This is a genomic window from Aeromonas sp. QDB30, assembly GCF_027707645.1.
Lineage (GTDB): Bacteria > Pseudomonadota > Gammaproteobacteria > Enterobacterales > Aeromonadaceae > Aeromonas > Aeromonas caviae.
Window position 1 is genome coordinate 55,875 of the sequence record NZ_JAPCIY010000006.1, and the last position, 14,569, is coordinate 70,443.

The window sequence follows — 14,569 nt, forward strand, 5'->3', positions numbered from 1 at the left end:
AACAAGATGGATTTTACCCTGACCGAATCCCAACGGGCCTGTGTCGAGTCGGCCGGCGCCTTCTCCGATCTGGCGCTCAAACCCCACGCCGCGCGCTGGGACAGGGAGCACGAGTTCCCCATCCCCACCATCAAGCAGGCGGCGGCGCTGGGCCTGTGCGGCCTCTATACCGCGGAGCAGTATGACGGCCTGGGCCTGAGCCGGCTCGATGCCAGCCTCATCTTCGAGCGCCTCGCCATGGGCTGTACCTCCACCACCGCCTATCTCACCATCCACAACATGGTGAGCTGGATGCTGGGCAGCTGGTTACTTGCCGAGGTGGCCGAGGAGTGGGTACCCAGGCTCGCCAGCGGCGAGTTGCTGGGATCCTACTGCCTCACCGAGCCGGGGGCGGGCTCCGACGCTGCGGCCCTCAAGACCCGCGCCGTGCGCGATGGCGCGGATTACCTCCTCGATGGCAGCAAGGTGTTCATCTCGGGCGCCGGCAGCACCGACGTGCTGGTGGTGATGGCCCGCACCGGTGGCGAGGGGGCCAAGGGGATCTCCGCCTTCATGGTACCGGCCCAGACCCCCGGCGTGAGCTACGGCAAGGCGGAGGAAAAGATGGGCTGGAACAGCCAGCCGACCCGGGAGGTGAACTTCAATGCCGTGCGCATTCCCGCTCGCTTCCGGCTGGGGCAGGAGGGGGAAGGGTTCAAGTTCGCCATGCAGGCGCTCGATGGGGGGCGCATCAACATCGCCAGCTGTTCGCTGGGCACCGCCCAGCAGGCCCTGGACGACGCGTTGGAGCACGTGCGCCAGCGTCAGCAATTTGGACACCCGATCAGCGAATTCCAGAGCGTGCAGTTTCGCCTGGCCGACATGGCCACCGAGCTCGCCGCCGCCCGCCTGCTGGTGCGCCAGGCGGCCGCCAAACTCGATGAGGGCAGCCCGGACAAGAGTGCCTGGTGCGCCATGGCCAAGCGTTTTGCCACCGACGTGGGTCACCGCATCTGCGACGACGCCCTGCAACTCTTTGGCGGCTATGGTTATATCCGCGAGTATCCGCTTGAGCGCTATCTGCGCGACACCCGGGTGCACCGCATTCTGGAAGGGACGAATGAAGTGATGCGGCTCATCATCGCCCGCCACCTGCTGGCCGACCCCGGCCTGTCGCTGGAGTAGCGGGAGGGGCCTGCTCTGAGGACGCAGTCGGCGCGTCCTCATGCTTTGTGAGCCAGGTGCAGGTTGGCTCCATTCAACCCTGTCATCATGGGGCAGTTTTTTTGACAAGGACAACGCAATGACAAGGATCAGGCTCGAATATCACGGCCACGTGGCCTACATCACCCTCGATCACCCACCCGCCAACACCTGGACGCTCGCCAGCCTGAAAGCCTTCTTGCAGATGATGGTGGAGCTGGATGGTCGCCCCGACGTGGTGGCCCTGGTGATCCGCGGTGCCGGAGAGAAATTCTTCTGCGCTGGCGCCGATCTCAAGATGTTCGCCGACGGCAGCCTGGCGCACGCCCGCGAGGTGGCCGAGGCCTTTGGCCACGCCTTCGAGGCGCTGGCCCGCTTTCACGGGGTCAGCATCGCCGCCATCAACGGTTATGCCATGGGAGGGGGGCTCGAAGTCGCGCTGGCCTGCGACATCCGCATCGCCGAGCAGCAGGCCAAGCTGGGGTTGCCGGAGGCCTCGGTGGGCTTGCTGCCCTGCGCCGGCGGCACCCAGCGCCTCACCGAGCTGGTGGGACCGGGATGGGCCAAGCGGATGATCCTCTGCGGCGAGAAGGTGAGCGCCACCCTGGCCTACGAGATGGGGCTGGTGGAGGAGGTGGTGACCGAGGGGCACGCCTGGGAGGCGGCGCAGCAGATGGCCCAGCTGGTGGAGCGCCAGAGCCCGAGCGCCCTGCGTGCCTGCAAACAGCTCATCAATCAGGGGCGAAGCACCCACAGGGACGCGGCGCTGCCACTCGAGCGCAGCCTCTTTCTCGCCCTGTTTGACGATGCCAACCAGCGCGAAGGGGTGGCGGCCTTCCTGGAGAAGCGGGCCCCGCGCTGGCGTTACGACCAATCCAAACCGAAAGAGTGAGGGAGTGAAGGATGAATGAGGTAATGATGGCGACCCGCCATGTCGCAGGGGCAGATACCCGGTCTGCGGGGGCTGCCCATGAGTGAGCCCGTGCGCATCGAGACCCGCCCCACGGCGGATGGCCGCCACATCGGCATGCTGACTCTGGACAGCCCCGCCTCCCTCAATGCCCTGAGCCTTGAGATGATCCAGTTGTTGCAGGGGGCGTTGACCCGCTGGGAGCAGGATCCGGCCATCGTCTGCGTGCTGTTGCAGGGGGCCGGCGAGAAGGCATTCTGCGCCGGTGGCGACATCCGCTCCTTTTATTACCGCAAGCAGGAGGGGAGCGAGTCGGCACTGTTTGGCTATGCCCGCGACTTCTTCGAACAGGAGTACCGGCTCGATCACCACATCCACTGCTACGGCAAGCCCCTTGTCTGCGTGGCGGACGGCATCTGCATGGGGGGCGGCATCGGTCTCTTTGCCGGGGCCGGGTTCCGGGTGGTGACCGAAAAGAGTCTGTTCGCCATGCCGGAGGTGACCATAGGCCTCTATCCGGACGTGGGGGCCAGCTGGTTTTTGAGCCGGATGCCGGGGCGGCTCGGACTCTGGCTTGGCCTCACCGGTGCCCGCTTCAACGGGGCGGATGCCATCGGCCTGGGGCTCGCGGATCATGCCATGGGGAGCCGCGAGCGGGTGGAACTGCCGGTGCGCCTCGCCGCCCTCGACTGGTCTGCAGGCGACCCCTGCGAGCAGATCGAGGTGCTGCTCACCGATTTGCAGGAAGCCCCTGGTCAGGCATTGCCGCCTCCCGTACTGCTGCCCCACCAGGCCCGCATCGATGCGCTGTTGGCTGGCCGCTCTCTGCAAGGGGTGCTGGCACGCCTCGAGGGCGCCGAGCTGGACGAACCGGCGCTGACTCAGGGGCGGGAGACCTGCCTTCGCGGCAGCCCCATCAGCCGCGCCATTCTCTGGCGCCAGTTCTGGCAGGCACGGCGCCAGTCCCTGGCCGAGGTGTTTGCCGACGAGTTGGCCCTCTCGGTCAACTGCGTACTCAAAGGGGATTTTGTGGAAGGGGTACGGGCCCTGCTCATCGACAAGGACAAGTCCCCTCGCTGGCAGGCCCCGCAGGCAGGGGAGGCCTGGCTGGATGCCTTCTATCGCTGGCCCGAGGGTGACAACCCCTTGCGCCCCCGCTGACATGCGATCACACACAAGGAGCACACCATGACAAGGATTGGGTTTATCGGGCTTGGCAACATGGGGGGCCCCATGGCCGCCAACCTGGCCAGGGCGGGGCACAGGGTGCAGGTGTTTGATCTGGTGCCCGAGAGCCTGACCCGCGCCATCGAGGCCGGCTGCCTCGCCACCGGCAATGCCCGGGAAGCGGTGAGCGGCTGCGAGCTGGTCATCAGCATGCTGCCAGCGGGCGAGCACGTGCGCAGCCTCTGGCTGGGGGAGAGTGCCGGTGAGCGGGGCGGCCAGGATCTGCTGACGGCCCTGTCGCCCGGCGCCCTGGTCATCGACTGCTCCACCATAGACGTGGCCTCGGCCCGTCAGGTGGGGGCGGCGGCGAAGGCGCGCGGCATCCGTTTTCTCGATGCACCCGTCTCGGGAGGCGTGGCCGGTGCGGCGGCGGGCACCCTCACCTTCATCGTCGGCGGCGAACAAGCGGATTTTGAAGCGGCCAGACCCGTGCTCGCCTGCATGGGGCAGAACCTGTTTCACGCCGGGGCCCTTGGCGCCGGCCAGATCGCCAAGATGTGCAACAACATGCTGCTCGCCATCCACATGGCGGGCACCGCCGAGGCGCTGGCGCTCGGGGTCAAGGAGGGGCTGGATCCCGCCGTGCTCTCCACCATCATGGGCAAGAGTTCGGGCAACAACTGGAGCCTGGAGCGCTACAACCCCTGGCCCGGGGTGATGGAGAACGTGCCGGCGTCGCGTGGCTATCAGGGGGGCTTCATGACCCGGCTGATGGTCAAAGATTTGGGGCTCGCCATGGCGTTGGCGGAACATGCCCACAGCGCCGTGCCCATGGGGGCCCTGGCCCGCAACCTCTTCAACCTGCACGGGAGCCAGGGCCAGGAGAACAAGGATTTCTCCAGTATCCTCGAGCTCTATCGGGATAAAACTGCGCCGGGTTAAGGGCCGTTATCTACCTATTTACCCGATAGTCTTTGACTCGACAGTCACCGGCCATCTCACCAGGAGCATTTATGGATATCACACGGAAAGTCATCGCCATCACGGGGGCGGGCAGGGGGCTAGGCCGCGCCATCGCCCTGAGTCTGGCGGAGCAGGGGGCCGTGCTGGCCCTCATCGACGTCAACCGCACCGATCTGGAGGTGACCGAGGCGGAGGTGCGCAGCCGTGACGGCCGCTGCGCCCTGTTCGTCTGCAACGTGGCAAGCGAGCCGGAGGTCGAGGCGACCTTCGCCGCCATCAAGGATCAGTTCGGGGCCTTGCACGGCCTCGTCAACTGTGCCGGCATCCTGCGCGACGGCATGCTGATCAAGGTGAAGGAGGGGGCACTGACGGAGAAGATGAGCCTGGCCCAGTGGCAGAGCGTCATCGACGTCAATCTCACCGGCACTTTCCTGTGCGGGCGCGAGGGGGCGGCGCTGATGGCCATCGGCGGGGAGGGGGGCGTCATCATCAACATCTCCTCCATCGCCCGGGCTGGCAACATGGGCCAGAGCAACTATGCCGCCAGCAAGGCGGGAGTGGCCTCTCTGGTGGTCACCTGGGGGAAGGAGCTGGCCCGTCACGGCATCCGGGTGATGGGCATCGCCCCCGGCGTCTTTGCCACCGACATGACGGCGGCGATGAAACCCGAAGCCATGGCCCGCATGCAGCAGGCCATCCCGGTGGGCACCCTGGGGCAGGCGGCGCAGCTGGCCCAGACGGTGCAGTTCATCCTTGCCAACGACTATCTGTCGGGGCGGATGATCGAGCTGGACGGCGGCTTGAGGCTCTAGCCCCCCCTGTATATACCCTCTCTGACGCCCCTCCTGCAGGGGCGTTTTTGCAGGGGGAAGGCCCCAGTGCAAGGGTGCATAGCCATGCAGGTCCGGCTTTTGAAAAGCGGGGCGGCATCATGAAAAGTCGTGAAATATCAACGGGTCTTTCTTAATTTGAACCAGCTCACAGGCACCCCGGGTCAGTGCTGTAAAATTGCGCGCGGTCAAGGCGGCTCATGATTGACGGCAAGAGGGATTGCGGCCGGAATAGTCATGCAATATAGTTGCCGCCTTTTTCACGGGGTACGGATTTCTAGCCCCTCCCATGTCGCGCGCTGTATGAATACGGATGCTCAGCCGCCGCCTAATAAAACAGGTTTGAGATGGACAAGAAACTGGGGCTGGGTGCCCTCATTTCGCTGGTGATCGGCTCCATGGTCGGTGCCGGGGTTTTCAGTCTGCCGCAAAACATCGCAGCGCACGCCAGTGCCGGGGCCGTCGCCCTGGGATGGGCCATCACGGGGATCGGCATGATCTGCCTCGCCCTGGTCTACCAGAATCTCTCCATGCGTAGACCGGATCTCGATGGCGGCATCTTCAGCTACGCCAAGGCCGGGTTCGGGGATTTCGTCGGCTTCAACGCCGCCTGGGGTTACTGGCTGTGCCAGCTGCTGGCCAACGTCTCCTACGCCATCGTGGTGTTCAGTGCGCTGAGCTACTTCTTCGACACGCCGGACAATGTCATCTTCGGTGACGGCAACACTCCGGTCGCCATCACGCTCGCTTCCCTGCTCATCTGGTCGGTGCATGCCCTGGTGCTGCGCGGCATCCAGGTGGCGGCGCTGGTGAACATCGTCACCACCATCGCCAAGATGGTGCCCCTCATCGTCTTCTGCGTAGCCATCCTGCTCGCTTTCAACATGGAGACCTTCACCCTGGATCTCTGGGGGCAGGGGAGTCCCGAGCTCGGCTCCGTGATGGATCAGGTGAAGTCCACCATGAAGGTGACCCTCTGGGTCTTCATCGGCATCGAGGGGGCCGTGGTGGTCTCCGCCCGTGCCCGCCATCGCAAGGACGTGGGCCGCGCCACCGTGCTGGCGCTGCTCGGCGCCCTGGCGCTCTACGTCATGGTGACCCTGTTCTCCCTGGGGGTCATGAACCAGCCGCAACTGGCGGCCCTCAAGAACCCCTCCACCGCCATGATCCTGGAAGCCGTGGTCGGCCCCTGGGGCGCCTGGCTCATCAACATCGGCCTGGTGATCTCGGTGATGGGGGCCCTGCTGAGCTGGACCGTGCTGGCGGCGGAAGTGCCCTACATCGCGGGCAAGACCGGGGTCTTCCCGGCCTGGTTCGCCAAGGAGAACAAGAACGGCTCCCCCAAGGTGTCGCTCTGGTGCTCCACCTGCCTGGTGCAGATCTTCCTCATCATCATCTACTTCCAGAACAGCACCTATCTGGCGTTGGTGAACATCGCCACCTCGGCGGCCCTGGTGCCCTATGTCTTCTCTGGTGCTTACGGCCTCAAGCTGGCGTTGAAAGGGGAGACCTACGCGGGCCAGCCCCATCAGCGCAAGCGCGACCTGCTGCTGGCCCTGGTGGCCACCGTCTATGGCTGCTGGCTGGTCTATGCCGCCGGGGTGGAGTACCTCTTGCTGGTGGCGCTGCTCTACAGCCCGGGGATCTTCATCTACTGGAAGGCGCGTCAGCACCACGGCCTGCGCAGCCTCAACCGGCTGGAGCAGGGGATGACGGCAGCCCTGCTCGGTTGCGCCGTGCTGGCGTTCTACAAGGTGATGGACGGTACCATTCCCCTGCATTAATCGGCACAATAAAGAGATGGCAAGATGCCATCTCTTTTTTATGGATAATGGCGGTCAAGTTGACCGCTGTTTCGTTATTGAAGGAATGTTTATGCTGTTTGTGGGCTATCTGGTGTTGGGCGCCTTCGCGGGCATGCTGGCCGGGCTGTTCGGTATCGGCGGCGGCCTCATCATCGTCCCCGTGCTGGTCCTGAGTTTTCACGCACAGGGCGTGGCGCCGGAGATCATCACCCATCTGGCCCTCGGCACCTCGCTGCCCACCATGATCTTCACCGGTTTCAGCTCCCTGCGTGCACACCAGGAGGCCGGGGCGGTGGACTGGGGAATGATTCGGCGCCTGGGCGCCGGCATGCTGGTCGGTGCCTGGCTCGGCGGCATGACCGCCAACCTGCTCAGCGCCAGCACCCTCAACATCATCATCGGCTGCTTCGCCTGGACCATGGCCCTGCAGATGGGGCTCAATTTGAGGCCAAAAGCGGAGCGACACATGCCGGGCCCCCTTGGTACCGGGATCGCGGGCACCGTCATCGGCTGGATGTCGGCCTTGTTCGGCATCGGTGGCGGCTCGCTGACCGTGCCTTACCTCACCTGGAATTCGGTGCCCATGCGCAACGCCGTGGCCGCCTCCGCCGCCTGCAGCATGCCCATCGCCCTGGCAGGCAGCCTCAGCTACCTCTATGCCGGTTGGGGAGACGCCGATCTGCCCGAGTGGAGCGTCGGATTCATCTATCTGCCAGCCCTGCTTGGCATCGTGCTCACCAGCACCCAGTTTGCCCGTCTGGGCGCCAGACTGGCACACCGAATGTCACCCCGGCGGCTCAAGCAGGCCTTTGCCCTGCTCATGTTGCTGGTGGGTGCCAAATTCATGCTCTTTAGCTGAACCCTTGGCCAGATTGTTGAAAAATAAGGCGAACGGCTCGTGATGCGGTAGAAAGCCATTGCATTGAGGGGCCAGTTTGCCTATTCTCCTCGCCGGTGGTCCTATTGGTCCTCTCGCATTGATAACCCGTCGACCTGGTCAGGACCGGAAGGTAGCAGCCAAGGCGGGGGACTCGAGTGCCGGGATGTGGCTGGTAGGGCCACCACCTGTTTCTGCCATTCAACAAGTTACAGCTAATACCCCCTTCAGACCTCTTGGTAATCCACTTCATGTGGATGAATCAGGAGTCTTCAAAGTGCATTTTCAGCTCTCTTCACATGCTATTTGCTCTACCGCAAGGTGAGCCTGTGCCCTATGGGCGTTCATCAGGCTTCAGACCGCGCCTGGCTCAAACTTCCTCTTGATCTTCAGCACTGTCCTCTTGAGATCATGCTTTCCCTCAGTCACCTCCCGTGGCCTCTATGGCCCAGCCATCTTCTGACTTTCAGCACTGCAAGCTCTTGCAGTACGCCATCTGACGCCTCCTTTTGTTGGCGCCGGCAGAGCAGGTGAGGCCATGCGCTTGATGCGACACCATGCCGGGGCCACGCGGCAACGCGAACCCCTCTGGTGGCGGGAGCCCGGGCAGGCTATCTTGCCGTTACTGGAGACGCCGGGAACCGGTTTCATACCGTGCGACTCTCCCGTTCTGTTTTATGGATGGTGAGGCCCCGTGCAGGGGCTGCTCTCGACTCACCAGAGACCAGGCTGACAGGCGTGGCATGAATGCAGACCCCGTCAGCCTCTTTTCGCGCCCCTGAGGGGCGCCGTTTTCTGTGGTTGCTCAAAGGAGCCCTGATGATTGGCATGATCGCATCTCTACTCAAACCGGGCCTGCCCGAACACCCGGACTCCTCGCAATATCATGGGGGCCGGTTCAACAATGCCGTGACACCCCAGGCGCGAAGTCTGTGGGAAGGGGCCAGGCTCTGGTGGGACTTTCTGTTCGCCAAGCCTGAGGGCACGGTGCCGGATCGCGCCATTCCGGTACAGGTCATGACCCGGGAGGGGCTCATCGCGGCGCCGGACAACAGCGTGTGGCGCCTCGGCCACTCCACTCTGCTGCTGAAGTTGCAGGGCACGTTCTGGCTGACGGATCCCGTGTTCAGCGAGCGGGCCTCGCCGGTGCAGTGGTTCGGCCCCAAGCGCTGGCATCAACCGCCCATCACCCTGGAGGCGCTGCCCCCCATCGAGGGGGTGATCCTCTCCCACGATCACTACGACCATCTCGATCACGGGGCCATACTGGCGCTGCAGGAGAAGGTCGACCACTTCATCACGCCCCTCGGGGTGGGGGCGCGCCTCATGGCCTGGGGGATTGCGAAGGAGAAGATCCGCGAACTGGACTGGTGGCAGCAGACCCGGGTGGGCGGTGTCACCCTGGTAGCGACCCCGGCCCAGCATTTCTCCGGCCGTGGCCTCGGGGACGGCAACCAGACCCTCTGGGCCTCCTGGGTCATTCGCGGCGAGGGGGTCAACCTCTTCTTCAGCGGTGACAGCGGCTACTTCGACGGTTTCAAGGAGATTGGCAGGCGCTACGGTCCGTTCGACGTGACCTTCCTCGAGACCGGGGCCTACGACAAGCGCTGGGAGCTGGTGCACATGCTCCCGGCGCAGACGGCGCAGGCGTTTCACGATCTCGGGGGGAAATGGCTCTATCCGGTGCACAACGGCACCTTCGATCTGGCCATGCACCGCTGGAACGACCCGCTTGAGCAGATTGCCCGACTGGCTGCCGAGCAACAGATCCCCCTGACCACGCCTGTCATGGGGGAGCCTCTGGAGGTGCTGAGCCCCCATGAGGGTAGCCCCTGGTGGCGCGATTGACCTGAGTGCCTTCCAAAGACGGTGTCACCCCTCAAAGGGGCGTGCGGGAGGTTGGGGCCGGGCCCTGTGAGCGCCCCCGCTGCCTCCCCATCCTCTGCGCCGGACCCGCGACGGCCAGGCGGGGAGGGCGCACGGGAGCGCCTTGCCGCGTTATCTTCTGCCACCAGAGTCTTGCTGATACCTCACTCGGGCTGGGCGGCAACCTGGCGCTTGAAGGGACCTGGCTTGTTGGCCTTGCGGTGTTCCGAAACCAGGATCAGCAGGCGCTGCAGGGCGATGAAGCTGAACAGCAGCAGGCCGATGATGATCTTGGTCCACCAGGAGCTGAGGGTGCCGTCGAAGTTGATGTAGGTCTGGATCAACCCCTGGATCAGCACCCCGAACAGGGAGCCGAAGACGGTGCCCACCCCGCCGCTCAGCAGGGTGCCGCCGATGACAACGGCGGCGATGGCATCGAGCTCGACCCCGACGGCGGCGAGCGGGTAGCCCGCCGAGGTATAGAGCGCGAACACGATGCCTGCCAGGGTCGCCAGGGTGGTGGAGAGCAGGTAGATGCGAATGGTGGTGTGGCGCACCGAGATCCCCATCAGGGCTGCCGAGGTGGCGTTGCCGCCGATGGCGTAAACGTTGTTGCCAAAGCGGGTGCGGTTGGCGAGCAGGATGCCGAAGACCACCACCGCCAGCATGATGAGGGCCAGCAGGCTCAGGCGACCGCCCCCCGGTATCTTCCACGACAGGCTCGACAGGTAGGTGAAGGTGGGGTGATCGATGGGCAGGGACTGCTCGGAGATGAGAAAACTGGCCCCCCGCAGGAAGAACATGCCCGCCAGGGTGATGATGAAGGCGGGGATCTTCAGGGTGTCGATCAGCCAGCCCATGAGGGCGCCAAAGCCTGCCCCGAGCACCAGCACCAGAGGGATGGCCAGCACGGGGCTGACGCCCAGCTTCCCGATGAGGGTTGCCAGCAGCACGCCGGTGAAGGCGATGACGGCCCCCACCGACAGATCGATGCCCCCCGAGAGGATGACGAAGGTCATGCCCACCGCCACTATTCCCAGAAACGCGTTGTCCGTCAGGATGTTGCAGATGATGCGGGTGGACATGAAGGCTGGGAAGGAGGCCAGGCAGAGCAGATAGCCCAGCACGAAGACCATGATGGTCACCATCAGGGGGAGGTTGCGTTTAAACATGGCGAGTCCCTCGCTGGAAGAGGTGGTTGAGGGCCGGTGACTGCATGACCAGCACCGCCAGCACCACCAGGGCCTTGACGATCTGGTTCCACTGGGGCTGGTAGCCGGAGAGCAGGATCCCGGTGTTCACCCCCTGGATGATCAGTATGCCGATCAGGGAGATGGCGAGGTTGAAGCGCCCCCCCCATCAGGGAGGTGCCCCCTATCACCACCGCCAGAATGGCGTCCATCTCGAGCCAGAGTCCGGCGTTGTTGGCATCGGCACCCCGGATGTCGGCGGCGACTATCATGCCGGCGACGGCGGCCATCATGCCGCTCAGCAGGTAGGTGGCGATCACCACCATGGGGGTGTTGAGCCCGGCGTTCTTGGCGGCCTTGATGTTGATCCCCACCGCTTCGATGAAGAGGCCGAGGGCGGTGCGCTTGGTCAGCAGCCAGAGCAGCAGCGCCATGCCCAGGGTGATGATGACCGGGGTGGGCAGATAGAAGAGGGAGCCGCTGCCGATCCAGGCGAGTGCGTCGTTGTTGAAGGTGATGATCTGCCCCTCGGTGATGAGCTGGGCGATGCCCCGGCCCGCCACCATGAGGATCAGGGTGGCGACGATGGGCTGGATCTTGAACACCGCCACCAGCAGGCCGTTCCACAGGCCGCACAGAAGGCCCACCCCGATGACAGCGGCGAAGATGACCGGCAGGCTGTGACCGCCGGTGGCCAGGCTGGCCATGGTGGCCCCGCTGATGGCCATGACGGCTCCCACCGACAGGTCGATGCCGCCGGTGGCGATCACCAGCGTCATGCCGAGGGAGAGCAGGGCCACCGGGGCACAGCGGTTGAGGATGTCGATGAGGCTGCCAAACAGCCGCCCATCCTGGATGTGGATGGCGAAGAAGTTGTCGGCGACCAGGGCATTGATGAGCAGCACGCACACCAGGGCGGCGCACTGGGCCGAGCCCGTGGGCCACTCCCTGCGGGCGCGCGACCCCTTGGCGAGGGGGAGAATGGATGACGTCATATCAGGCCTCACATGCAATGGCGTTCATGATGGCAGGGACGCTCAGGGCGTCCGTCGCAAGCTCTGCCACCTGTTTTCTGTCACGAAGGACGATCACCCGATCGGCATAGCCCACCAGCTCCTCGAGCTCGGAGGAGATGACCAGCAGGGCCAGCCCGTTGGCGCAGAGGGATTCGATGAGGCGGATGATCTCGGCGTGGGCCCCCACGTCGATGCCCCGGGTAGGCTCGTCCAGGATCAGGAACTGGGGTTTGGTGAGCAGCCAGCGGGCGAGCAGCACCTTTTGCTGGTTGCCCCCGGAGAGAAACTGGATGGGCTGCTCTGGTCCCGGGGTCTTGATGGCCAACTGCTCGATGAGGCGGGCGGTGATCTCGTCCTGCTCCTTGCGAGACAGGGGATGCAACCAGCCCCGCTGGGCTTGCAGGGCCAGCACCATGTTCTCCCGCACCGAGGCCGAGGCGATGATGCCGGCGCTCTTGCGATCCTCCGGGCAGAAACCAAAGCCGTTGGCGGCCGCCTGGCGTGCAGAGCGGATGGTCACCGGCTTGTCCCGCACCCGGCACTCGCCGCTATCGCTCGGGACTATGCCGAACATCAGCTCGGCGGTCTCGGTACGACCGGACCCGAGCAGGCCGGCGAGGCCCACTATCTCCCCGGGCATGACGTCGAGACTGAAAGGGGTGATGACTCCCCGCTTGCCATAGTCCCTGAACGACACCATGGGCTGGTTGCTGCGCAGTGTTTTGCCCGCCCGCTTGAGGGCATTGTCGTCCAGCTCGCGTCCCAGCATCATCTTGACCAGCTCCAGTTGTGGCAGTGCCTGGGTGTCGCGGGTGCCGACCAGCTCGCCGTTGCGCAGCACTGTGATGCGATCGCTGATGGCGTAGACCTGATCGAGAAAATGGGTGATGAAGATGAGGCTCACCCCCTGATCCCGCAGGCGCGTCATCAGGGAGAAGAGCATCTGGACTTCGCTGGCATCCAGGCTCGCGGTGGGCTCGTCCAGGATCAGGATCCTGGCGGAGAGTGACACCGCCCGGGCGATGGCCACGATCTGCTGCATGGCGACCGAGTAGTGGTCGAGGGGCAGGGTGACATCCATCTCGAAGCCGTGGCTGGCCATGATGGCGCTGGCCTGCCGGGTCATGGCGCCCCGGTCGATGAAGCCGAAACGGCGTGGCTCGTGGCCGATGAAGAGGTTGTCCGCCACCGACATGTTCGGCAGCAGGTTGACCTCCTGATAGACGGTGCCTATCCCCAGACGCTGGGCATGGGCGGTGTCCGTCGGGGAGATGGGGACGCCATCGAGTTCGATACGGCCGGCGTCTCGCTGATAGACACCGGTGAGGGTCTTGATCAACGTGGACTTGCCGGCCCCGTTCTCGCCGAGCAGCGCCATGATCTCTCCCCGGCGCAGGGAGAAGTCCACCTGATGCAGGGCTCGTACTCCGGGAAACGCCTTGCATATTCCGCGTGCATTCAATACGACATCGTGAGTGTTCTCTGACATGAACATTGGCTCTCCGATATAGCGCGCCATACAAGTTCAATCACTTATATGGCGCGCTATGTGACAGTCTGGCGGGGGAGCGGGATTAATAACCCATGTCTTTTTTCAGCTCGAGCTGCGCCTCGGCACTCCCGGGCTCAAACAGTTTGGACTCCGTCTTGATATGTTTGGGGGGCAGGGTGCCATCTTTCTTATAGGCCAGCAGGGCATCGAAGGCCGGTCCCGCCATATTCGGCGTGAGCTCCACCGAGGCATTGGCTTCGCCTGCGATCATCGCCTTGAAAATATCCGGCACGCCATCGATGGAGATGATCTTGATATCCTTGCCCGGTTTCAGCCCGGCCTCTTTAATGGCCTGGATGGCGCCGATGGCCATGTCATCGTTATGGGCGTAGACGGCGCAAATATTCTTGCCGCTATTTTCCGCCTTGATGAAGCTCTCCATCACCTCCTTGCCCTTGCTGCGGGTGAAGTCGCCGGACTGGGTGCGGATGATCTTGATGGTGGGCACGGCCGAGACGGTGTCGAGGAAGCCCTTCTTGCGATCCAGCGCCACGCTGGCACCCACTGTGCCCTGCAATTCCACCACGTTGCACGGTTTGCCATCCTGCTGCTTGATAAGCCACTGGGCTGCCACTTCCCCTTCGTGGACGCTGTCGGCGGCGACCCCGGTCATGAAGAGACCGTCATCTTTTACCGTGATATTGCGATCCAGCAGGAAGACCGGGATCTCGGCCTCTTTCGCCTCCTGCAATACTGGCTCCCAACCAGTCTGTACCACGGGGGCAATAAAGATGGCATCCACCCCCTGGGCAATAAAGGAGCGAATGGCCTTGATCTGGTTCTCCTGTTTCTGCTGGGCATCGGCAATTTTCAGGATGATGCCGCGTTTTTGGGCTTCGCTCTTGGCGACCGATGTTTCTGCAGCTCGCCACCCGGATTCAGAACCAATTTGCGAGAAGCCCACGGTCATCTCTGCAGAATATGCAGTGGCCGAGAGAATAAGGGTGCTGATAATGCTCGCCAGTTTCACTTTTTTATACATATGACACTCCTTTGTGATGCATGGTGAAATAAACCGGAACACGTCAGGTTTTTATTGTACGGGTCAAGGTTATAGGCTCTTGAATTAAACGGCGGGAGGTGGCTCACAGAAAATTTTTAGCAGCACGATGCTTCATACAAACAGCAGAAGAGTTCATATATCGAGCCCTGCCTGTATTGATTTTTATGCATATTTATTTAATTAGGCAACCATTGTGTCCAGAGTGCCA

12 protein-coding genes and 1 other RNA gene are annotated in these 14,569 nt (G+C 63.6%); 9 read left to right on the top strand and 4 right to left on the bottom strand.

Features of this window, described 5'->3' with window-relative positions; all coding sequences use genetic code 11:
- Positions 1-6 precede the first annotated feature (6 nt).
- The 9 genes from PG896_RS03115 to PG896_RS03155 all read left to right on the top strand — a co-directional run bounded on the left by PG896_RS03115 (position 7) and on the right by PG896_RS03155 (position 9,582).
- A complete protein-coding gene (locus PG896_RS03115; RefSeq protein WP_270835366.1) occupies positions 7-1,164 on the top strand; it encodes an acyl-CoA dehydrogenase family protein in 1,158 nt (385 codons plus the stop codon).
- Between the two features lie 118 nt (positions 1,165-1,282).
- Entirely contained in the window at positions 1,283-2,074 is a 792-nt protein-coding gene (locus PG896_RS03120; protein ID WP_010674596.1) for an enoyl-CoA hydratase, read from the top strand.
- A gap of 78 nt (positions 2,075-2,152) precedes the next feature.
- The gene (locus tag PG896_RS03125) at positions 2,153-3,253 is read left to right on the top strand and encodes an enoyl-CoA hydratase/isomerase family protein (RefSeq protein ID WP_270835367.1); all 1,101 of its coding nucleotides are present in this window, start codon (positions 2,153-2,155) and stop codon (positions 3,251-3,253) included.
- A 27-nt stretch (positions 3,254-3,280) separates the two neighbouring features.
- Positions 3,281-4,201, top strand: coding sequence for a 3-hydroxyisobutyrate dehydrogenase (gene mmsB / locus PG896_RS03130; RefSeq protein ID WP_201871953.1), 921 nt, complete (start codon positions 3,281-3,283; stop codon positions 4,199-4,201).
- A 71-nt stretch (positions 4,202-4,272) separates the two neighbouring features.
- The gene (locus PG896_RS03135) at positions 4,273-5,034 is read left to right on the top strand and encodes an SDR family oxidoreductase (protein WP_113725435.1); all 762 of its coding nucleotides are present in this window, start codon (positions 4,273-4,275) and stop codon (positions 5,032-5,034) included.
- A 365-nt stretch (positions 5,035-5,399) separates the two neighbouring features.
- Positions 5,400-6,836: an arginine-ornithine antiporter gene (arcD, locus tag PG896_RS03140; protein WP_010674600.1), complete on the top strand. Its 1,437-nt coding sequence runs from the start codon at positions 5,400-5,402 to the stop codon at positions 6,834-6,836.
- A 91-nt stretch (positions 6,837-6,927) separates the two neighbouring features.
- Positions 6,928-7,716, top strand: coding sequence for a sulfite exporter TauE/SafE family protein (locus tag PG896_RS03145; protein ID WP_042014760.1), 789 nt, complete (start codon positions 6,928-6,930; stop codon positions 7,714-7,716).
- Positions 7,717-7,818: 102 nt separating this feature from the next.
- Positions 7,819-7,915, top strand: an RNA gene (gene ffs, locus PG896_RS03150) — signal recognition particle sRNA small type.
- A gap of 638 nt (positions 7,916-8,553) precedes the next feature.
- On the top strand, positions 8,554-9,582 hold the full coding sequence (locus tag PG896_RS03155; RefSeq protein WP_104452898.1) for an MBL fold metallo-hydrolase: 1,029 nt from the start codon (positions 8,554-8,556) through the stop codon (positions 9,580-9,582).
- Between the two features lie 182 nt (positions 9,583-9,764).
- On the opposite strand, the gene yjfF is transcribed toward PG896_RS03155, so the two are convergent.
- The 4 genes from yjfF to ytfQ all read right to left on the bottom strand — a co-directional run bounded on the left by yjfF (position 9,765) and on the right by ytfQ (position 14,340).
- Positions 9,765-10,772: a galactofuranose ABC transporter, permease protein YjfF gene (gene yjfF, locus PG896_RS03160; protein WP_010674604.1), complete on the bottom strand. Its 1,008-nt coding sequence runs from the start codon at positions 10,770-10,772 to the stop codon at positions 9,765-9,767.
- Complete coding sequence (locus PG896_RS03165) at positions 10,748-11,785, bottom strand: ABC transporter permease (protein WP_270835368.1); 1,038 nt, start codon at positions 11,783-11,785, stop codon at positions 10,748-10,750. The genes yjfF and PG896_RS03165 overlap by 25 nt, the downstream gene beginning before the upstream one ends.
- A 1-nt stretch (position 11,786) precedes the next feature.
- Positions 11,787-13,295: a galactofuranose ABC transporter, ATP-binding protein YtfR gene (ytfR, locus tag PG896_RS03170; RefSeq protein ID WP_010674606.1), complete on the bottom strand. Its 1,509-nt coding sequence runs from the start codon at positions 13,293-13,295 to the stop codon at positions 11,787-11,789.
- 85 nt (positions 13,296-13,380) lie between these two features.
- Entirely contained in the window at positions 13,381-14,340 is a 960-nt protein-coding gene (ytfQ, locus tag PG896_RS03175; RefSeq protein WP_010674607.1) for a galactofuranose ABC transporter, galactofuranose-binding protein YtfQ, read from the bottom strand.
- Between the last annotated feature and the right edge of the window lie 229 nt (positions 14,341-14,569).